The sequence below is a fragment of the Kribbella sp. NPDC050124 genome (genome assembly GCF_044460355.1).
Lineage (GTDB): Bacteria > Actinomycetota > Actinomycetes > Propionibacteriales > Kribbellaceae > Kribbella.
In genome coordinates this window covers 35,792-54,874 of sequence record NZ_JBITJU010000028.1, presented here as the reverse complement: position 1 = coordinate 54,874, position 19,083 = coordinate 35,792, and the positions used below count along the sequence as shown (strand labels likewise).

Genomic DNA, 19,083 nt, shown 5'->3' with positions numbered 1-19,083 from the left:
GGGCAGCGCGTCACGGGAGGTGTAGCTTGTCCAATCGTCCGTCTGCCCACTCGATCCTGAGTGTGCGGGCCTCAGCCGACACGTTTGGTGGGGGTTCCGGGGAGCTGGCGAGGGTGATTACGGCCAGGTAGAGGTTGCCGGGTGTGGGATGTGTTCTGGCGTAGGGGATTGCGGTGTGGTTGCCTGTCGGGCTGGCGTCGGTCAGGCGGCGTACGTCGTACTCGAAGAGGTTGCTGCTGGCAACGCAGGACATCATCCCGTTCGACGCGGCCTTCGCCTTGTTGCCCTCGACCGTGTCGACCGGCGGCTCGTCAGCGGACAACGGCCAGCCGGAGAACTCGAGCTGCCACGACGGATCCACCTCACCGTCGACCACCACGGCCCGCACCTCGTGACTTCCACGCAAAGCCGAGCCGACCACCAACCGTGGTCCCTCGACGACGCTGCCGCCGCGACCGGATCCGTGCTCAGCCCCGTGGTCCTCCTCGGTCCGCACCCAATGGGCCGACGTCACCGAGACACCGGCGCGCAAAGTCGTGAACCCGTTGCGATGACTCGGCCCGAACTCCGGATGCACGATGGAAACGCTGTTCTCGATCGCACCCGACCACGCATCCCGGTCGAGCGGCGGCATCGTGTGAGTCGAGTACCCGAGCCGCGCGTACAGCGGCGAGTCGGCCCGCTGATCGCCCGGCACCGAATGATCCGTGCCGTGGTTGACAATCCGGACGACGCCATCCGCCTTGGTACCGCTGACGATCCACCCCGGCTCCGCGACCTCCAACGTGAAGTCGCCAGTCTCCGCCGGCAGCGGCTCCTCGGTCGCGGTCCACACCGGATGATCGGCCGGCAGCATCAAGCCGAGCATGCCCTTCACTGCCCAGTACGGCGATCCCGGTCCGGAATACGACTGGGCGATCCGCGGCCATTCGCCGTACCAGCCTAGGTTCAGCAGACCACGATCGTCCGGCACACCGTGGTCGAGGAAGTGCGCGAGCATCCCGGACGCCGCACGCCGCAGCAGCCCAGGAGGTACGTCGGTCGCACCCGTGATGGCCCCCATCCACAAGGGAGCAGCCGCCGCGAACCGGTACGTCAGGCTGCGTCCCTGGACCAACGGCGAACCATTACCACCAATCAAGTGAACAGCGGTCTGCAGGTACTGCGTGAGTCGCTCACGCCACGCGGACACCAGCTTCGGGTCCGCCGACGGCTCCATGGTTGCCCAAAGCAAGGGATAGACGTGCAACGCCCACCCGTTGTAGTGGTCGAACGCGCGCTCGGGCCCATCGGCGTACCAGCCGTGGTCGCGGTACAGCGACTCGTGTACCGCAAGCCCGCTCTCGATGTCGGTGCTCGACCATGGGCCGCCGACCGACTTGAGGAACGTCTCGACGACGATCTGGAACCAGACCCAGTTGATCGGCGGGTACTCCTCGCCGACCACGGTCCCCAGCCAGTCGACGATCCGCTCGCGGTCGGCACCGTCGAGGCGGTCCCACAGCCAGGGGCGGCTGAGATGCAGGCCGAGGGCGATCGAGCACGCCTCGACCTTCGCCTGCCCGAGCTGGTCCGGGCGCGGCCAGGCGTGCGGCGAGGCCGGATCGGTGCCGGCTCGGAGGCCGTCGGCGTACCACTCGGCGACGCCGTGCGGATCGTTGCCGTGCTCACCGTGCAACCGGATCGCGGCCAGCAGGAACGACCGCGCGAACGCCTCCAGCGAGTCGCTGTCAGGCCCGTACGCACTCGGCTGACCGGGGAGTTCGATGCGCGCGTGGTCCGGCGACGCCCATGGACGCAGCGCCAGCAGCAGCCCGTCGGCGGCCGCCGCCCAGGAGTCCCGGGTCATGCCGGTGTACGGCGCGTCAGTCACGGTCGCTCTCCTCTGCGGACGGTCAGGCGGAAGGATTCGCCGGCGCAGTCGATGACCAGCCGGTGCACGGTCGGACCCCACACACCTTCGAGCAAGGCGTCGTCGACTGCCCGCCTTTCAAGGTGTCCGGCCCCCAGGTCCGCGTTCCACGTCAGTTGCGCGCAGCCGCCATTCAACGTCTCGATCAGCAATCGGCCGGCGTCGTGGCGGATCGGCGTACCGGCGATGACGAAGTGCTCCGCAGCCGAGCCTTCCCACTCGTCGGCGATCGTGATCGCGCCGTCCTCCACGCTCGCTACGCGGCGGCAATGTGGCGTCTCCGGATAAGCCTGAGTCAGGTCGAGCGCCAGCGAGTTCTCCTGTACGACGACGCCCGTCGCTCGGTATCCCGGTCCAGCCTGTTGTTCGTGGCCGTCGAGCACCGGCACGTTGTGCCAACCGCTCTGGACGACCCACTGCTCGTAGCGACGATCAGAGAAGGACAGTGCCGTGTACGTCGGTTGGCCCAAGTCGATCAGAACCGGTGTGGAGTCGAGCGCCGCGATGAACGAGCCGACATCGTTGTGGTTGTGGTTCTCGTCGTTGTGCCCGCCCTTGATCGCAAGGGTCAGTCCGCTCTCGTCACGGGCGACGAACAGCTGCACATCCGGAAGCCACGTCGACTTCGGCAGCGGCAGCTCGGTCTTGGCCGCGTTCCACCAGGTGTCGTCGGTCAGCCCGAGCACCGCCCGGCCGAGCCCGGCGACCGGAGCGATCGGCAGGTCGCGGTGGGCGGCGGCTTGCGCCATCACGTCAGCGTCCTCGTGGTAGCGCCCCCAGCGATGCAGGACGTGCCACGGCTGATTCGGGTCTGGGCGGGCGGAACCGTCGGCGACGTTGACGTACCAGCCCTCGCCGAGCGCGACTCGCTGCGGATAGCGGGCCATCTCGGCGAGCGGCGTACAGGACCAGGGCGCGAACGCGCCGTCGGTGACGCGGTCGAGCAGATCGAGGGCCAGCGCGAGGCGGGCCGGGCCGTTCCACCAGTAGGCGTAGCCCTCGTCGCAACCGCCGTCGGCGGGCATCGCGTCGAGGTAGCGGCTGAGGCCGTCGACCACGAGGTCGGTGACTTCCAACTGGCCTTGTGGATCGTCCTCGAGGAACAGTGCGACCGCGAGGACGTGGCCGTGGATCCACGGGTTCCAGTTGTGCAGGCGCCCGTCGAGGCCGAGCCAATGCCAGCGACGGTCGTTGCGGAACGGCTCGATGACTCGTTGCCGGGTCTCCCGCCGCATCCGCCGGCGTAGGCCCGGCACTCGCTCGTCCAGCGCCGGTCCCAGGACGAGGTCGGCCCACGCGAGGATCTCGGCGGTCTCGGCTGCACCGAGGTCGAGGTACGGCTCGTCCGGATCGCCGGCCACCTCGTTCCGGGCTGTCGCGAAGGACTCGTGCGCGGCCCAGCACCAGGTGGTCTGCTCGCACAGCAACATCAGTCCGTCGGCGGCGGCGTCGACGTACGCCTCGTCTGCGGTGAGCGCGGCTGCTAGGACGGCGGTCGACGTACGGCGACGCAGCTCGCCGGCCGGGCCTTCGTAGGCCGTGCGTACGCCGTCCCGCCAGTAGCGCGCGTAGTCAGACAACAACGTCTGCGGCCAGGGCTGAGCCCGATCCACCTCCGCGTCGGCGAGGATCGCCCGCACGACAGCCGGCTCGCGGGTGCTCCACACGTCCCGCCGAGTGAGGTCCGGTACGCCCGACCGAGCCCGAGCCGCCGCGACCGCGCGCTCACGCCCTTCAACCCCCACAGCCACCCACCGCTCCACCAACCTCACACCTCCACCCTACGGGCAAACGCTTCCCAGTCAGCTACCCGGGCTGTCCGGTCGAGGCGAGGGTCGCCGGGGACGGTCTGATCGTCGAGCGACAACCCGGTGCCGTTCGGGTCCTCTTCCAGGAAGGGCTGTTCGCGCGTGGGGGCGAGCTCACGCCGGCGGGACGAGACGCCTTGGTTGTCGTCGGCAAGCGGCTGGCGGACCTCGACGCCGCGATCACAGTCACCGGCCACTCGGTCGTCGTACCGGGGAGCAGCTCGTCGGGTGGGTCGCGTACGGCGTTGCTCCGGGCGCAGACCGCGACCCAGCAGCTCAGCCGCGCATCCGGGCTGCCGCTCACCGCCTTCACCCTGCAGTCCGGTGATCAGCGGGTCCCGCCGTTCCGGACCGCGGACCAGAACCGGACGGTCAGCCTGCTGCTCACTCCGCTGTGACCGAGCGGTAATGCCATGATGTCCGGCATGGAGCTGAAGCTGTCGGCGTCGTACGACGCCACACCCGAGGAAGTGTTCGCGATCGTCACGGACGCCACCTTCCGCGAGCAGGCGTGCCAGAAGACGAAGGCGCTGTCGTACTCCGTCGAGGTGACCGAGTCCGGAGGCGACACCATCGTCAAGGTGCAGCGCGAGATGCCGTCGGACGACGTGCCGGACATCGCCCGGAAGTTCGTCGGCCAGACGCTGACCGTCGTGCAGACCGAGACCTGGCACCCGGCCGCCGCGGACGGGTCCCGGAAGGCCGACGTCAGCGGTGAGATCAGCAACACCCCGGTCACCCTGAAGGGCAAGGCCGAGATCACCCCCAGCGGCGCGAGTACGGTGCAGGCGATCGAGCTCGACGTGAAGGTCGCGGTCCCGCTGATCGGCAAGAAGATCGAGCCCTTCGTGGTCGACGCCATCCGCTCCGGCCTGCAGAAGGAGCACGAGCTCGGCCGGGATTGGACCCACTGAGCCTGACGCCGGCGTTCGGAGCGAGGCGGTGTGTCGCTCCGCGGACGGGCTCACCTGCGGTGGCAACCTGAGAGGAAGTTGTTGCTCCGGAGGTGAGCCCGTCATGCGGAAGAAGCGTCAGCCCGCGGAACCGGCCGGCGAGGACTCGCAGTACTGCGTGTTCTGCGCGACCGTGATGCCGTTCGAGCGGATCGAGGCCGCCGATCACCTGGTCGACGAGCCCGACGAGTGGATCTGCGTCAAGTGCGGATCCGCCCTCCTGATCGACCCACCCCTCCAGCCCCTCACCCACACCGCCTGAACCGGCGGTCCGGTGCAGCCGGTGGCGGGCTGTTGCACGGCTGGCGGGTTGCAGCACGCTACCGGTCGAACAACCCGCCAGCCGGGCCTCGTCACCTAGTCGAAGACCAGGGTCCGGAGGGCGACGTGGCCTTCCTCGTCGATGACGTAGTGGGCGTGGCCCTCGTGGTCGACCGCCACGCCTTCCACCCGGCGGATGTCGCCGAAGTGGTGGACGACCTTGGCGCTGACGACGCCGCCGGAGGTGGCGCCCGGAAGCTCGAAGCGGACGTGCTCGGAGGCGGCGTTGGAGCCTTCCGGGTGGTCCTCGAGGACTGTGGCCGACTTGCCGGAGGCGTCCAGGTCGCCGACCACCGCGTCGAAGCGGTCGCCGCCGTGGGTGTCGAGACCGCGGAACCCGGCCGGCGCCTCGACGCTGCCGACGTCGCCGAGCACCCAGACCTTGCCACACCGCGGTACGGCGTTGGGGTCGTCGAACAGCTCGTCGACGTTCTCGAGCTCGACCAGGATCGGGTGACCGTCGGCGGTCACCGGGTACCGCAGGCCGAGCAGCAGCTTGCCGTCGGCGCGGAACTCGGCGGCCTCGATGTTGACCGGGCGGTCCGTCGGGAGGACGGTTCCGGCCCAGCGCTTGGCCTTCTGCTCACCGATCGCGATGGTGGCATCGACGTACGCCTGCCGCTCCAGCTCGCCCATCGACAGCAGCTCGACGTCGGCGAGGGCGTCGTTGATCGCCCGGTGCAGCGTGAACCGCAGCCGCACGACCTCCAGCGTCGCGCGTCCGCCGGTGTCGACCGCCTCCGCGAGCGACTGCTCGCTGACCCGGGCGATCCAGGAACGCTTGGCCGCGAGCGGTCCCGCCTTCTTCCCGAACTGCGACCCGACGACGTACACGTAGCCGTCCCGGGAGGCGCACGCCTCGGCGTCTTCGGTCTTGCCCGCGTGCACCCCGGCGTCCGCGAACACGCGCATCGCCGACCACTCGTCGTCGAGCGGCGCGCCGGCGGTGTGGAAGAGCAGCGCCAGCGCGTCCTCGGCGGTCGCCTCGTCCAGCACGGTCACAAAGGCGCGGTCCCACCCGTGGCGGTCCAGAACCTCCGGGCCGAACACGCGGCAGAGGTCGGACGCTTCGTTGGGCTCCAGGTGCAGATCGGTTTCATGCATACCCGGGAAACGACGTAGCCGGCCTGCCTACTCCCGATCTCGCCGATTCCCGGGTAAACCCCGACCGTCCCTGATGGCCGGCCCTGGTGCTCAGCCCTGGTGCGGGTAGCGGTAGTCGGTCGGCGGGGCGAAGGTCTCCTTCATCGAGCGCGGGCTGACCCAGCGGATCAGGTTCCACATCGAGCCGGCCTTGTCGTTCGTCCCCGAGGCCCGCGACCCACCGAACGGCTGCTGCCCGACCACCGCGCCGGTCGGCTTGTCGTTCACGTAGAAGTTCCCGGCCGCGAACCGCAGGTAGTCACTCGCCGCAGCCACCGCGTGCCGGTCCTGCGCGATCACAGCACCCGTCAGCCCGTACGGCGCAGCGCTTTCCATCTGCTGGAGCACGGTGTCGTAGTCGGCGTCGTCGTACACGTGCACGCCGAGGATCGGGCCGAAGTACTCGGTGGTGAAGATCTCGTCGGTCGGGTCGTCGGACACGATCAGCGTCGGCCGGACGAAGTACCCCTCGCTGTCGTCATAGGTGCCACCGGCAACGACGTCGAGCGCGTCGGTCTTCCGGGCCCGGTCCAGGGCCGCCTTGTGCTTGGCGAACGCGCGGTCGTCGATCACCGCGCCGATGAAGTTCGACAGGTTGGAGACGTCACCCATGGTGAGCGACTCGGTCTCGGCGACGATGTCGTCGCGGATCTGGTTCCAGAGGCTGCGCGCGACGTACGAGCGGCTGGCCGCCGAGCACTTCTGGCCCTGGTACTCGAACGCGCCCCGCACCATCGCGGTCTTCAGCACCGCCGGGTCCGCCGACGGGTGCGCCAGGATGAAGTCCTTGCCGCCGGTCTCCCCGACGATCCGCGGGTAGGTCTTGTACGACGCGATGTTCGCGCCGACCGCCGTCCACAGCGACTGGAACGTCTTGGTGGACCCGGTGAAGTGGATGCCGGCCAGGTCCGGGTGGGTCAGTGCGGCCTTGGACACCTCGATGCCGTCACCGGTGACCAGGTTGATCACGCCGGGCGGCAGACCCGCGGCCTCGAGCAGCCGCATCGTCCAGTGCGCCGCGAACTGCTGGGTCGGCGACGGCTTCCAGACCACCGTGTTGCCCATCAGCGCCGGCGCGGTCGGCAGGTTGCCCGCGATCGCGGTGAAGTTGAACGGCGTGATCGCGTAGACGAACCCTTCCAGCGGCCGGTAGTCGACCCGGTTCCACACGCCCGGGGACGAGATCGGCTGGTCGCTGACGATCTGCCGCGCGAACGCCACGTTGAACCGCAGGAAGTCGATCAACTCGCACGCGGCGTCGATCTCGGCCTGCTGCACCGTCTTGGACTGGCCGAGCATGGTCGCCGCGTTCAGCGTGTCCCGCCACGGGCCGGCCAACAGGTCGGCTGCCTTCAGGAAGATAGCCGCGCGGTCGTCAAAAGACATCGCACGCCAGGACTTCGCGGCGCCGAGCGCCGCGATCACGGCCTCCCGGCCGTCCGCCTCGGTCGCGTTACCCAGCGTGCCGAGCACGTGCCGGTGCTTGTGCGGCTGGACCACCTCGATCGGGGCGCCGCCGCCGACCCGCTGCTCACCGCCGATGGTGCAGGTCAGGTCGATCGCGCCCGCCGCGGTGAACTCCTTGAGCTTCGCCTCGAGGCTCGCCCGCTCCGACGATCCGGGTGCATAGCCCTTGACGGGCTCGTTGGCGGGAGTTGGTACGGCGGTGACGGCATCCATCGTGCGGTGCTCCTCGATCAGGTTGTGGATCGGCTGGGTACGCCGGTGCGGGTGGGTGGCGTGCTCACCAGCATGGTGCCATGACTCACCACCGGAAACGAACCTGACCGTCGACCGAACCACAACGCCGACTGGTCCACTCGGCAACCACCCAGCCGTTTGTAGCATACGTTGCACTAGAACAACTGCTCGTCGAGGGTGGCTAGGCGCGCCAGGGCATGTGTTGGAGGGTCCAGGTGTTGCCGTCGGGGTCTTTGAACCAGGCGTAGTAGACGCCGCCGAGGTCCTCGGTCTCGCCGACGTCGACGCCGCGGCCGATCAGCTCCTGGCGGGCGGCCTCGATGTCCTTGACGACCAGGTGCAGGGCACGCAGCGAGCCCGGCTCCATCTCGGCCACAGGCAGGCCCTGCAGGAGGCTGATCGAGCAGTGCGAGCCTGGCGGCGTCAACTGAACGACGCGGACGCCGTCCGCCGGGGAGACGTCCACGTCGACGTGGAACCCGCACTGCTCGGAGTAGAACCGCTTCGCCCGGTCGATGTCCGTCACCGGCACCGGGATCATCTCGAGCAGGAACGCTCCCGGCAGCACCGGCACCGCGGTCGGGTCGAACGGAATCTCCGAGGCGTCCTTGGGAATCTCGGTCTGAGTCGGCGGCGGCTGCGGAAGGTCGCTCATGCCGACTTCTTCGTGGTCTTCTTGGCGGCCTTCTTCGCCGGGGCCTTCTTCGCAGCCGCGGCCTTCTTGGCCGGCGCCTTCTTGGCAGCCGCCTTCTTCGCCGGGGCCTTCTTGGCCGGAGCCTCAGCCTCACCGCCACCCGCCCGGCGCGCCTTGGCGGCCTCGACCGAGGCGCGCAGCGCGGCGACCAGGTCGACGACCTCGGCGCCCTCCGGCTCCTCCTCCTCGGTCTCCGGCAGCGGCACCCCGGCCGCCTTCGCCTCGACCACCTTCTCCAGCGCCACCCGGTACTCGTCGTGGTACTGCTCCGGGTCGAACTCGCCACGCAGCGTGTCGATGTACGACGCCGCCATCGCCTTCTCCTGCGACCGGATCTCCACGTCCTCGGACGGCGCCGCGAAGGACGCGTCCCGGACCTCGTCCGGCCACAGCATCACCTGCAGCACCAGTACGTCGCCGACCGTCCGCAGCAACCCCAGGCTCTCCCGCGACCGCAGCGCGACCTTCACCAGCGCGTACAGCTCGGAGCCGTCGAGGGCGTCCCGGAGCAGCACGTACGGCTTGGCGCCCGGCCCGCCGTCGGCCGCCAGGTAGTAGGACTTGCCCAGGTACAGCGGGTCGACCTGGTCCGACGGCACGAACTCGAGCACGTCGATGACCTTCTTGCTGGACAGCGGCAGGTCGGCGAAGTCGTCCGCCTCCAGCACGATCATCCGGCCGTCCGGCATCTCGTAGCCCTTGGCGATGTCGGAGTACGGCACCTCCTCGCCGTCGATCGAGCAGACCCGCTTGTACTTGATCCGGCCACCGTCGGAGACGTGCACCTGGCGGAAGGAGATGTCCTTCTCCTCGGTCGCCGAGAACACCTTGATGGGGATCGTCACCATCCCGAACGAGATGGCACCTTTCCAGATCGCCTGCATCGCCACCAACTCCCCTTGGTCAGCTCGAGCCGTTCAGCCCGCCGCGCGGCCCCTCCGCCGCCAGCAGATCGGGAATCTCCTGCGTCGCGTACCACAGCAAGTCTTCACCCTCGCACGAATCGAGGGCGAACATCGCGTCGTCGTCGCCCCTATCTCCGGTGACACTGTGGGCCGCGTCCCACAGGTCGGCGGCCTTCCCGACCACGGCCACCGCCTCGGGCGCGTCCACGTGCACCGCGGCCACCGTGGACCACGGGATCACCACGTTCAGCTCCAGTCGCGCGTCACCGAGCTCGACGCTGCCGTCCGCCGGCGGGATCGCGCTCACCTCGCAGGCGATCACGACCCGTCGCCGGGCCGTCGCCGGATCGGCCGCCAGCAGTCCCACCGAAGCGCGGGCCGCCTGCGCCATCGCGGCGTACTCGAGCTCCTCGTCGTCGCCCTCGGCGTACCACTCCCGCAGCGCCGGGGTCACCGCGTACGCCGTCAGCGGCGGCGGGCCGAACTCGCCGGCGTGGCAGGCGTCGTCGAGCCGCCGCAGCGTGGATGGGAGGTAGATCCTCATGAGCCCGCCTTCTTGGTCGTGCCACGCTTCCGGCCCCGGGAGGCCCGGCTCCGGCTGCCCTTGGTGGTCTCGAGCAACTCGTCCAGCGCATCGGTCACACATTGGGCGAAAACAGCCAGGTCGGGCATCGCGGTGCGATCCGCGTTCAGCCCGAACGACACCTTCCCGTCGTACGACGTGACGCCGACCGACAGCCCCTGTCCGGGCATCAGCGGAACGACCGGGTACGACGCCAGCATCGGGGCGCCCTGTGCGTACAGCGGGAACTGCGGTCCGGGCACGTTCGTGATCACCACGTCGTCGATCGGCCGGACCGTGGTCGTGGCGACCCGGGCGGCAAGCGCGTGCAGCGTGGTCGGCGCGAACCCGGCGATGCCGACCAGGGAGCGGGCGCTGACCGCGCGGCCGGTGTCCTTGTGCACCTTGGTCTGGTACGAGATCTGGTGCAGCCGCATGACCGGGGAGTTCTCACCGACCGGGAGGGTCACGGTCGAGGCGATCACGCTGGACCCGAGCGAGGTCGGCTCCTCGTCCTCGTCGTCCCTGATGCTGACCGGGACCACCGCCCGCACGCTCCGGGTCGGCCCGACACCCTCACCACGGGTCATCATCCAAGCCCGGAACGCACCCGCGACCACGGCCAGGACCACGTCGTTCACCGTCCCGCCGTGCATCGCGCGCACGGTTCGGTAGTCCTCCAGGTCGGTCTGCACGGTGGTGAACCGGCGCTGGCCTGAGGTCTTCACGTGCAGTGAGCTCTCCTGCGCGTGGCGCTGCGCAGCCAGCGAGCCGACGACGCCGCCGAGCACCTCGCGGACCGAAGTGGACCCGGTCAGGCTGGCCATCTCGGCCCGCGCCAACTCCAGGACGGCGGTCGGGTGCCGGGTGGCGTCCGCGAACACGCCGGCCAGCAGCTCCAGCGCGGACGGCGGGTGGGCCGGCTGCCAGGTGTCGGTCGGGGTCTCCCGCGGGTGGGCGGTCGCGTCCAGCACGACCTGGCCGATGTCGACCGTACTGTTGCCGTCGACAAGGGCCTGGTGGGACTTGGAGATGATCGCGAACCGGTCGCCCTGCAGGCCTTCGACCAGGTACATCTCCCACAGCGGGCGGGCCCGGTCCAGCCGGCGGGACATGATCCGGGCGACCAGCTCGAGCAGCTGCGCGTGCGTCCCCGGTCGCGGCAGGGCGGAGCGCCGTACGTGGAAGGTGATGTCGAACTCTTCGTCGTCCACCCAGACCGGGCCGGCGAACCGGCCGGGCACCTGCTGGACCCGCTGCCGGTACCGCGGCACGAAGGCGATCCGGTCCCGGATCAGGGCGACCAGGCTCTCGTAGTCGAACCCGTCGTCCCCGTGCACCGGCGGCTCGAAGATGTCGACCGTCCCGACGTGCATCGGCGTGGCCGGCGACTCGGCCTTGAGGAAGGTGAGGTCCAGCGACGTCAGCCGGTCCGGCATCGGTTCACCTTCCTCTCAGTCGATCAGCTTGTCTGGTCACCCTAGCCCGCCCCACCGACAGTGGGCTGCGACACTGGCTCGACGGGAACACTGAGGTATTCGTGTTCGTCAGGCAAGGGGGTGTGTCCTGCACCCCGGAGAACTGAAAAGACCCTTGAAAGGCCCCTCGACCCATGCGTTCGACGCTCACTCGCGGCACCGCCACCGCTCTCCTGCCCGCCCTGGCCATGCTGGTCCTGGCCGGCTGCGGGAACGAATCCGACAGCGGCGCGAGTCCGAGCACGACCCCGTCGGCGACCGCTCCCTCCAGCACTCCGTCAGATCTGCCGACGATGACCGAGACCCCGGGCAAGCCGAACGCGAGCAGCCCGTCGAACACCGCCGACCCGTCCGGTGAGCAGGCCGACGTGACCATCAACGTCACCGTTGCCAACGGCAAGGTCAACCCGAGCGGCGCGAGCATCAAGGTGAAGGCCGGCCAGACCGTGCTGGTCACCGCGGTCAGCGACGCGGCCGACGAGCTGCACATCCACGGCTACGACAAGGAACTGCCCCTGACCCCGGGCAAGCCCGCGTCGGTCAAGTTCACCGCGGACATGAAGGGAACCTTCGAGATCGAGACCCACGAGAGCGGCAAACTCGTCGCCAAGCTCGTCGTCTCGTGAGCACTCCACTCCTCCTCCCGCTGCACGGGATCGGTGGCCGGCAGGACCTGCCGATCCCGTTCGCGCTGGCCATCGCCGGCGCCGCGGTCGCGATCGCGCTGTCGTTCGTCGTCCTCGGGCTGGCCTGGCGGAACCCGAAGTACCGCGGCGACGCCTCCGGGAAGCCGTTGCCGGCCGCAATCACGCGGACCGTCGACGCGGGCTGGTTCCGCTGGATCGTCCGGCTCGTCGGCCTGGCGATCTTCCTCTACGCGATGGTCGCCCTGCTGTTCGGCGTGGACCGGCTGACCAACCCGATCTTCGGCTTCATCTACATCCTGGTCTGGGTCGGCCTGGTGCCGATCTCGCTCCTCTTCGGACCGGTCTGGCGGACCCTGAACCCGCTGCGGACCGTCCACTTGCTCCTGTGCAAGGCGCTCCGCCAGCCCCCGTCGAAGGGTCTGCTCAAACTTCCGCCGGGGCTCGGACTCTGGCCGGCGACGCTGGGTGTCTTCGCCTTCACCTGGCTCGAGCTCGTCGCGCCGGACCGGGCCACCATCCCGGTGCTGCAGGCCTGGATCGCGCTGTACGTCGTGATCATGCTGTTCGGCGCGGTCCTGTTCGGCGACCGCTGGTTCTCGACCGCCGACCCGTTCGAGGTCTACGCCTGCCTGATGGCCCGGCTGTCGCCGTGGGGCCGCCGGACCGACGGAGCGCTGGTGGTCCGCCGCCCGCTGGAGAACCTGGACGGCCTGAAGCCGCTGCCCGGTCTCGTCGGCATGGTGTCGGCCCTGCTCGGCTCCACGGCGTACGACGGCTTCTCGAACTCGTCGGCGTGGATCGGCTGGGCGCAGAACACCGACTACTCGATGACACTGCTCGGCACGTTGGCGTTGCTCGGGTTCATCCTGTTCGTGCTGGTGACGTACTCCGGCGCCACGCTGCTGGCCGGCCGGCTGTCGCACAGCTCGCGCCGGGCACTCCCCGGGTTGTTCGCGCACTCCGTCGTACCGATCGCCCTCGGGTACGTCGTCGCGCACTACCTGACCCTGTTCATCCTCGAGGGGCAGCGGACGCTCATCTACCTGAGTGACCCGCTCAGCAACGGCGCCAACGTGTTCGGCACCGGCCTGCTCGCGGTCAACACCGGCATCACCAATCACAGCGGGACGATCGCGGTCATGCAGGTGCTGGCGGTGGTCTGTGGTCACTTGCTGGGCGTCGTCTCCGCTCACGACCGCGCTGTCGCCCTGTTCCCACGCCAGAAAGCCCTGGCTGGTCAGGTACCGCTACTGGTCGTCATGGTCGGCTACACCGTCGGCGGTCTGCTCTTACTGTTCTCTTCGTGATGTACACCGTCGCGGAACGAGAGGCCCTACGGGACGCACTGGTAGCAGCGGCAAGAGCAGACGCCCGCATTACCGGCGCAGCGCTGACTGGCTCAGCTGCCACGGGTGCTGAGGACGAGTGGTCGGACGTAGACCTGGCACTCGGGCTGACGGCCGACGCCGACCAGGGCGCCGTACTGGCTGACTGGACTGACCGGATGTATGCGTTGTACGGCGCTGTGCATCACACGGACGTGTGGTCACGGGACACCGTCTACCGGGTGTTCCTGCTGGACTCCACGTTGCAGGTGGACATCGCCTTCGCGCCGGCGGGGTCGTTCGGCGCGGTTGGACCCAGCTTTCGCCTGCTGTTCGGTGAGGCGGTGGAGCAGCCGGCGTGGGGCGAGCCCGCTGCGGTGGATCTGGTCGGCATGGGGTGGCTGTATGCGTTGCATGCGCGGTCCAGCATCGCGCGGGGGAAGGTGTGGCAAGCGGAGTACATGATCAGCGGTGTGCGGAACCACGTGCTCATGCTGGCTTGCCTGCGGCACGGTGTTCCGCACTCACAGGGCCGCGGCCTTCACCTGCTGCCCTCCAGCGTCCTTGCTCCGGTGGAGAGGACGCTGGCGCGGTCGCTGGAGCCTGCTGAACTGCAGCGTGCGTTTCGGGCCGGCGTCGACGTACTGCTGATTGAGGCGGCGCACGTCGACGCCGAGTTGGCTGTCAGGCTCGATCGGCCGTTGCGGGAGTTGCTGGAGCCGGCTTAGGGAGGCTTCGGCTGGTGACCGCCAAGACGATGAACGCGATCATGCCGAGGATCAGGTGCGAGTTGCCGGGGATGGACTGCCAGAACGTCCAGTCCAGCTCACGGTCGTCACGGAACGGCACCCACCAGATGGACCGCAGCACGAACAGCCCGTAGAACAGCACACCGGTCGCCACCGCCGGGTTCAGGCCCCAGACACGGTTGACGGCGCGGATCAGGCTCACGCCCAGCGGGATGATCCACACCCAGTGGTGGCTCCAGGTGACCGGCGACGCGTACAGGACGGCCAGCGCCATCACGGCGATCGCGGTGACCCGCTCGTCGGCCAGCCAGTACCGCCGGGCCATCCACAGCACCAGCAGGCCGAACACGGCCGACAGCAGGAACCACGTCGGCTGCACCCAGCCCGCGTCGTTCCCCAGCCGGTGCAGGAAGCCATTGAACGACTGGTTGCCGCTGTAGGCGAGACCGCCGACCCGGTTGGCGTCGAGGATCACCTCGGTCCAATACCGCCAGGACTGGTTCGGCACGATCACGAACCCGACCGCCATCGTCGCCAGCAGCCCCAGTACGGCGTTCCGCAGCGCCCGCCACTGCTTCGTGACCACGAGCAGCGCCAGGAACGGCAGCGGGGTCAGCTTGACGCCGATCGCCACGCCCAGCCAGAAACCACGCAGCCGCGCATCCTGCGGCCGGACCAGGTCCAGCAGAATCATTGCGGTCAGCAACAGGTTGATCTGGCCGAACTGGATCGTCTGCCAGACCGGTTCGAGCAGCAGCGACAGCACGGTGAGAGCGACGAGCACGGCGGTGCGCTTGCGCTGCGAGAAGAACGACCAGGCCGTCTTCGGCAGGCTGGTCCGCCAGAGCGCGGTGATGCACAGCACCGACAGCGTCGTCCACACGACCAGCGCGACGCCCCACGGGACGGCGGCCAACGGCACCATCGCGATCGCGGCGAACGGCGGGTAGGTGAACGGGAGGCCGGAGCCCGGCAGCTTGGCGTCGTACAGCGAACCGCCGTCGAGCAGCACCGAGCCGCCCATCCGGTACACGCGGAGGTCGATCATGCCGCCGAACAGGCCGTACGCCCAGGCGCCGAGCGTCACCAGCGCGGCGCAGGCGACGACTCCGAGGACGATCCGGCGGGAGACGAGCGGGCGGGACGCAGGGGAGGAGGTGGACATCACGGTCACGTCAGGTCGACTCCGAACAGGGATTGCAGCGCACTCAGGGTGTCGTCGTACGAGGTGTGCAGGACGCCGGTCATGCCGAGCGCCTTCGCGGCCTCGACGTTGAGCTCGAGGTCGTCGACGAAGACGCAGTGCTCGGGCTTCAGGTCCAGCCGGCGGGCGGTCAGCAGGAAGATCTCCGGCTCGGGTTTACGCAGCCCGACCTCACCGGAGATGACGATGTCGTCGAACATGCCGTCCCAGGTGTCGCGGGGGTAGGTGTTGCCCCAGGAGTTCGACAGCAGCGCGGTCCGGATCCCGTGCTGACGGGCCCGCCGGACCAGCGCGGACATCGCCGGCTGGTGCTCGAAGTGCGCGAACATCCGCTCGATCAGGCCCTCCGCGGGGACCGGTGTGCCGTCGTTGCGGACCAGGACCGAGGCGAGCTTTCGCTCGAAGTCGGGGACCGCGATCTGGCCGCGCTCGAGCGCGTGGACCGGGTTCAACTCGGCCTCCGCCACCGCGTCGGCAGGGCTCTCGGCGGGCAACCAGGCCATCACGGCCTGCACGTAGGAGTCGAAGTCGAAACCGTCCAGCTCGGCCCAGCGCCGCAGCGCATCCTCCAGCCCGGAGGTCAGCACACCGCCCCAGTCCACCAGCAACCCACGCGGCACACCCGCCTCCACCAACATGCCCGCAAGCCTACTCAGAACATAGCCAAGCTAACCCTCACGGCCCTCCCCCTAACTCCCCGTGACCACCGTTCACCCCGAATCGATCAGTGGTTGTACTCGATCGTCACATCGCCGGAGCACCACTCCCCCACCTACCGCGAAGCGTCAGCAGCCTCTCTCGTGGTCAGTGGTTGTACTCGATCGTCACGTCACCTGAGGAGGTTTTGGCGTCGATGGTGCGGGTGGCGGCGGGGTCGCTGCGGACGTCGGCGGACTCCTCGCCCGAGGAGGTGTCGGTGTTCAGCCTGTACGTCTCGGTCCCGGACGGGATCCGGATCGTCACGTCACCCGAGCTCGCCTCGGCGTCCACCGACTGCGGCGCGGAGGTGAAGTCCAGCTCGGTGCTCCCCGAACTGCTCTGCGTGCTCACCGTCGTCGCGCTCAGCCCGCGCGCCTCGAGATCACCCGAGCTCGACTCCAGCCACAGCGACCCGCCGACGTCGACCGCCTCGATGCTGCCCGAGCTCGACTTCAGGTTCGCGCCCTCCGGCAGCCCGGACACCTTGATGTCGCCGCTGGAGCTCTCGACCGTGAGCTTGACGTCCTTGGGCACGGTCAGGATGTAGTGCGTGTCGCAACCGAACGACAGGAATCCGCAGCCGCTGTCCCGCAGCTGCAACTTCCCGTCCTCGTAGTCCTCCTTCGGGTCCGACCCGAACACGTTGCGCTCGAACTTCCGCTCGACCTGCACCTCCGGACCGTCTCCGGACCGTACTTCGACATCCACCGAGGTCGTCTGGATCGTCAGCGAGTCCCCCTCGACCGGGTAGCTGTCCTGGGTCGTCTTGCTCTCCTCGGTCAGCCCGGTCAGCGCCCAGTACGCCCCACCCAGAATGAGTGCCACGGAGATGGCGATACCGAACCGCCGCTCCGTACTCATCGTGCCGGCCGGCCGGCCCTGAACCTCGGACATACGTTCCCCTAGGGTGCGTCGACTACTCCCCAACCCTGGCACATCGCCACTGAGCTGTCGGTGGGGTTTCCCCCCGATTCCCCACCGACCCAACCCTGACCTCACACCGCGGATTCAGAGGTCCTTGCTGACGGTGGTGGCCAGTTGCTGGAGGGACTTGCGGAGTTTGCTGGACTTGGCGGACTCGGCGAGGCTGCGACCGTGGGAGATCGCCGCGTCCACGGCGGGCTGGTCGAACGGGAGCAGGGCGGCGGCCTCGACCCCGGCGTACCGGCCGAGCGCCTCGCTGATCGCGTCGGACGGTGAGCTGCCGAGTGATCCCGGGCGGACCCGGTTCACCACGACCCGGGTGCTGACCGACGGTACGACGGACCGCAGCTCGTGGATCGCCCGGATCAACCGCGTGAGGCCGACCGGGTCCGCCGTACCGACGACGACCACCTCGTCGGCCTCCTCGAGCGTCGCCACGGTTGCGCCGTTGCGCCGCGGCGCCAGCGAGTCGAACGAGATCTCCTCGTCGGTTTCGATGCAGAACCCGACATCCACCACGGTGCACGGCGCGAGCATCCGCGCGGTCGACCAGACCGACTCGATCGCCGCCGGCCGCAGCTCGGTCCAGCGGTCCGCCCGGCTGAGCCCCGTCAGCACCAGCAGATGCGGCTCGACCTGCCTCGCATGCTTCGCCAGCATCGCCATGTCCAGCGCGCCACTCGCCGCCGACCGCGCCGCTGCCGCCAGCCCCGACGTCTCGTCGAGCATCCCGAGTTGCTGCGCGACCGTCCCGCCGTACACGTCGGCATCGGCGAGCAACGTCGGCACGCCCTTCACCGCGAGCTCACACGCGAGGCCGATGGCGACCGTCGTCCGCCCGGGGGCGCCCGTCGGGCCCCACACCGCGATCATCCGGCCGCTGCCCTGGTTGAAGACGGGCGGCGGCTGACCCGGCAGGTCGGGTGTCGTCGGCACGAACCCGCCGGCGAAGTGCGACACCGACATCGGCGGACCGGACTCGACCGCGTCGGTGATCGCCCGGCCGAGATCCTCCGGACTGACGTCGGCGGGCAGGATGCGCTCGATCCCCATCCGGCTCAGCCTGTCCTCGGTGCCGAAGGGTTCACCGGTCTCGGACGGGTCGACGAGCGCGACCACCGCGATCCGGCGAGCATGCAGCGCGGCGACCGCGTCGGAGGTGAGTCTGGGCAGATCGTCGGCGAGCAGGACCGCCCGTGCCTGCCCACTCGCGGCTGCGGCCATCACGTCGGCGATGTCGACACAGCGCCGTACCACTCGAATCCCCGGCGCACGCTCGGCCCGCCGTACGACGTCCGCCTCCCAAGGAGCCCCGGTCACGGCCAGGAGGACTGGCACCGACATCAGTTGCCTCGCCTGACGAGGACCGGCTCTCCCGTGCTCATCGCAGACAACGCGGCCGGTAGTCGTTGCAGGTCGTTGGGCGCCAGCCCGACCAGGACTTGCCGTCGAGCGGATCCACCCGCGACACCTTTGACCGCGTCGGCCTGGAGCACCCGGACCTTTGCCCAGAGCAACTTGGCCTGCGATGCGTCCTTCGGCACGACCCAGATGTCGACGTCGTCACCCGCGGCGATGTCCGACGGCAGTCGGCCGGTCGCGACCGACAGCGGGAGCTCGGTGCGGTCGTTCTCCGCCTCGGAGACGGCCGCTTCCCGCGGCACGAACTCACCCGCGTCCACCGCACGGGTGACGATGAGACCCTTGAGATCCGCGTCGGCAGCGACGTACCTCCCGGCGTCCGCACCGTTGGTGAACCGCACCCGCGCAGTCGTCAGGTCGTCACCGGTCAGCGTGGTCCCGGCCGGCAGGTCGCGCTTGGCCGCCCAGATCGTCGTGGTGTCGTCGGCGGCCGAGAGCAGCTTGGCGCCGGCGAGTGCGGTGATCGCGACGAGCAGCACGCCGAGCACCAGCCGGCCGTCCTTCCATCGCGCCCGCCGGTTGCGCTGCGCCGGGACGGACGGCGCCCCGAACCCGGTCCCGCGCACTGCTGTGTCGACCACGTCGAACTCCCCAGTCAATCGATCGCCATCGGAGCCGACATTCTGCCGTGTCCGG

19 protein-coding genes are annotated in these 19,083 nt (G+C 69.3%); 6 read left to right on the top strand and 13 right to left on the bottom strand.

Annotated elements, in window-relative coordinates; genetic code table 11:
• Positions 1–10: 10 nt before the first annotated feature.
• Positions 11–1,873 carry a DUF2264 domain-containing protein gene (locus ACIBL3_RS40265; protein WP_396359248.1) on the bottom strand — a complete coding sequence of 621 codons (1,863 nt, stop codon included), beginning with the start codon at positions 1,871–1,873 and terminating at the stop codon, positions 11–13.
• A complete protein-coding gene (locus ACIBL3_RS40260) occupies positions 1,870–3,663 on the bottom strand; it encodes a heparinase II/III family protein (RefSeq protein WP_396359247.1) in 1,794 nt (597 codons plus the stop codon). The genes ACIBL3_RS40265 and ACIBL3_RS40260 overlap by 4 nt, the downstream gene beginning before the upstream one ends.
• A gap of 194 nt (positions 3,664–3,857) precedes the next feature.
• Between ACIBL3_RS40260 and ACIBL3_RS40255 the strand changes: the two genes are divergently transcribed.
• The 3 genes from ACIBL3_RS40255 to ACIBL3_RS40245 all read left to right on the top strand — a co-directional run bounded on the left by ACIBL3_RS40255 (position 3,858) and on the right by ACIBL3_RS40245 (position 4,935).
• Entirely contained in the window at positions 3,858–4,118 is a 261-nt protein-coding gene (locus tag ACIBL3_RS40255; protein WP_396359246.1) for a hypothetical protein, read from the top strand.
• A 27-nt stretch (positions 4,119–4,145) separates the two neighbouring features.
• A complete protein-coding gene (locus ACIBL3_RS40250; RefSeq protein WP_396359245.1) occupies positions 4,146–4,634 on the top strand; it encodes a DUF2505 domain-containing protein in 489 nt (162 codons plus the stop codon).
• 103 nt (positions 4,635–4,737) lie between these two features.
• Positions 4,738–4,935 carry a hypothetical protein gene (locus tag ACIBL3_RS40245; RefSeq protein WP_396359244.1) on the top strand — a complete coding sequence of 66 codons (198 nt, stop codon included), beginning with the start codon at positions 4,738–4,740 and terminating at the stop codon, positions 4,933–4,935.
• A 95-nt stretch (positions 4,936–5,030) separates the two neighbouring features.
• Here the strand turns inward: ACIBL3_RS40245 and ACIBL3_RS40240 are convergent, their stop codons facing one another.
• The 6 genes from ACIBL3_RS40240 to ACIBL3_RS40215 all read right to left on the bottom strand — a co-directional run bounded on the left by ACIBL3_RS40240 (position 5,031) and on the right by ACIBL3_RS40215 (position 11,438).
• Positions 5,031–6,098, bottom strand: coding sequence for a hypothetical protein (locus tag ACIBL3_RS40240; RefSeq protein ID WP_396359243.1), 1,068 nt, complete (start codon positions 6,096–6,098; stop codon positions 5,031–5,033).
• 90 nt (positions 6,099–6,188) lie between these two features.
• On the bottom strand, positions 6,189–7,940 hold the full coding sequence (gene pruA / locus ACIBL3_RS40235) for an L-glutamate gamma-semialdehyde dehydrogenase (protein WP_396359242.1): 1,752 nt from the start codon (positions 7,938–7,940) through the stop codon (positions 6,189–6,191).
• 79 nt (positions 7,941–8,019) lie between these two features.
• Complete coding sequence (locus ACIBL3_RS40230; protein ID WP_396359241.1) at positions 8,020–8,493, bottom strand: VOC family protein; 474 nt, start codon at positions 8,491–8,493, stop codon at positions 8,020–8,022.
• Positions 8,490–9,416: a Ku protein gene (locus tag ACIBL3_RS40225; RefSeq protein WP_396359240.1), complete on the bottom strand. Its 927-nt coding sequence runs from the start codon at positions 9,414–9,416 to the stop codon at positions 8,490–8,492. Before ACIBL3_RS40225 ends, ACIBL3_RS40230 begins: the two co-directional genes overlap by 4 nt.
• A gap of 19 nt (positions 9,417–9,435) precedes the next feature.
• Positions 9,436–9,981, bottom strand: a complete 546-nt coding sequence (locus tag ACIBL3_RS40220) for a DUF6912 family protein (protein ID WP_396359239.1) — start codon at positions 9,979–9,981, stop codon at positions 9,436–9,438.
• Positions 9,978–11,438, bottom strand: coding sequence for a wax ester/triacylglycerol synthase family O-acyltransferase (locus tag ACIBL3_RS40215; RefSeq protein ID WP_396359238.1), 1,461 nt, complete (start codon positions 11,436–11,438; stop codon positions 9,978–9,980). Before ACIBL3_RS40215 ends, ACIBL3_RS40220 begins: the two co-directional genes overlap by 4 nt.
• 173 nt (positions 11,439–11,611) lie before the next feature.
• On the opposite strand from ACIBL3_RS40215, the gene ACIBL3_RS40210 reads away from it, so the two are divergent.
• The 3 genes from ACIBL3_RS40210 to ACIBL3_RS40200 are packed head-to-tail and all read left to right on the top strand — an operon-like array spanning position 11,612 to position 14,177.
• Positions 11,612–12,103: a cupredoxin domain-containing protein gene (locus tag ACIBL3_RS40210; RefSeq protein WP_396359237.1), complete on the top strand. Its 492-nt coding sequence runs from the start codon at positions 11,612–11,614 to the stop codon at positions 12,101–12,103.
• Entirely contained in the window at positions 12,100–13,431 is a 1,332-nt protein-coding gene (locus ACIBL3_RS40205) for a hypothetical protein (protein ID WP_396359236.1), read from the top strand. The genes ACIBL3_RS40210 and ACIBL3_RS40205 overlap by 4 nt, the downstream gene beginning before the upstream one ends.
• A complete protein-coding gene (locus ACIBL3_RS40200) occupies positions 13,431–14,177 on the top strand; it encodes a nucleotidyltransferase domain-containing protein (RefSeq protein WP_396359307.1) in 747 nt (248 codons plus the stop codon). Before ACIBL3_RS40205 ends, ACIBL3_RS40200 begins: the two co-directional genes overlap by 1 nt.
• Here the strand turns inward: ACIBL3_RS40200 and ACIBL3_RS40195 are convergent.
• The 5 genes from ACIBL3_RS40195 to ACIBL3_RS40175 form a co-directional block, all read right to left on the bottom strand.
• Positions 14,134–15,363, bottom strand: coding sequence for a glycosyltransferase 87 family protein (locus ACIBL3_RS40195; protein WP_396359235.1), 1,230 nt, complete (start codon positions 15,361–15,363; stop codon positions 14,134–14,136). The genes ACIBL3_RS40200 and ACIBL3_RS40195 overlap by 44 nt on opposite strands.
• 5 nt (positions 15,364–15,368) lie before the next feature.
• A complete protein-coding gene (locus tag ACIBL3_RS40190; protein WP_396359234.1) occupies positions 15,369–16,040 on the bottom strand; it encodes an HAD family hydrolase in 672 nt (223 codons plus the stop codon).
• A 166-nt stretch (positions 16,041–16,206) separates the two neighbouring features.
• A complete protein-coding gene (locus tag ACIBL3_RS40185; protein ID WP_396359233.1) occupies positions 16,207–16,995 on the bottom strand; it encodes a DUF4097 family beta strand repeat-containing protein in 789 nt (262 codons plus the stop codon).
• 114 nt (positions 16,996–17,109) lie between these two features.
• Positions 17,110–18,369: a CpaE family protein gene (locus ACIBL3_RS40180; protein WP_396359232.1), complete on the bottom strand. Its 1,260-nt coding sequence runs from the start codon at positions 18,367–18,369 to the stop codon at positions 17,110–17,112.
• Entirely contained in the window at positions 18,369–19,028 is a 660-nt protein-coding gene (locus ACIBL3_RS40175) for an SAF domain-containing protein (protein ID WP_396359231.1), read from the bottom strand. The genes ACIBL3_RS40180 and ACIBL3_RS40175 overlap by 1 nt, the downstream gene beginning before the upstream one ends.
• Positions 19,029–19,083 lie beyond the last annotated feature (55 nt).

Excerpts from the sequence above, each read along its gene's own strand:
- ACIBL3_RS40250 (WP_396359245.1), top strand. The coding sequence starts at position 4,146 with ATGGAGCTGAAGCTGTCGGCGTCGTACGACGCCACACCCGAGGAAGTG.
- ACIBL3_RS40245 (WP_396359244.1), top strand. The coding sequence starts at position 4,738 with ATGCGGAAGAAGCGTCAGCCCGCGGAACCGGCCGGCGAGGACTCGCAG.
- ACIBL3_RS40240 (WP_396359243.1), bottom strand. The coding sequence starts at position 6,098 with ATGCATGAAACCGATCTGCACCTGGAGCCCAACGAAGCGTCCGACCTC.
- ACIBL3_RS40230 (WP_396359241.1), bottom strand. The coding sequence starts at position 8,493 with ATGAGCGACCTTCCGCAGCCGCCGCCGACTCAGACCGAGATTCCCAAG.
- ACIBL3_RS40225 (WP_396359240.1), bottom strand. The coding sequence starts at position 9,416 with ATGCAGGCGATCTGGAAAGGTGCCATCTCGTTCGGGATGGTGACGATC.
- ACIBL3_RS40220 (WP_396359239.1), bottom strand. The coding sequence starts at position 9,981 with ATGAGGATCTACCTCCCATCCACGCTGCGGCGGCTCGACGACGCCTGC.
- ACIBL3_RS40215 (WP_396359238.1), bottom strand. The coding sequence starts at position 11,438 with ATGCCGGACCGGCTGACGTCGCTGGACCTCACCTTCCTCAAGGCCGAG.
- ACIBL3_RS40210 (WP_396359237.1), top strand. The coding sequence starts at position 11,612 with ATGCGTTCGACGCTCACTCGCGGCACCGCCACCGCTCTCCTGCCCGCC.
- ACIBL3_RS40200 (WP_396359307.1), top strand. The coding sequence starts at position 13,431 with ATGTACACCGTCGCGGAACGAGAGGCCCTACGGGACGCACTGGTAGCA.
- ACIBL3_RS40195 (WP_396359235.1), bottom strand. The coding sequence starts at position 15,363 with ATGTCCACCTCCTCCCCTGCGTCCCGCCCGCTCGTCTCCCGCCGGATC.
- ACIBL3_RS40190 (WP_396359234.1), bottom strand. The coding sequence starts at position 16,040 with ATGTTGGTGGAGGCGGGTGTGCCGCGTGGGTTGCTGGTGGACTGGGGC.
- ACIBL3_RS40185 (WP_396359233.1), bottom strand. The coding sequence starts at position 16,995 with ATGTCCGAGGTTCAGGGCCGGCCGGCCGGCACGATGAGTACGGAGCGG.
- ACIBL3_RS40180 (WP_396359232.1), bottom strand. The coding sequence starts at position 18,369 with ATGTCGGTGCCAGTCCTCCTGGCCGTGACCGGGGCTCCTTGGGAGGCG.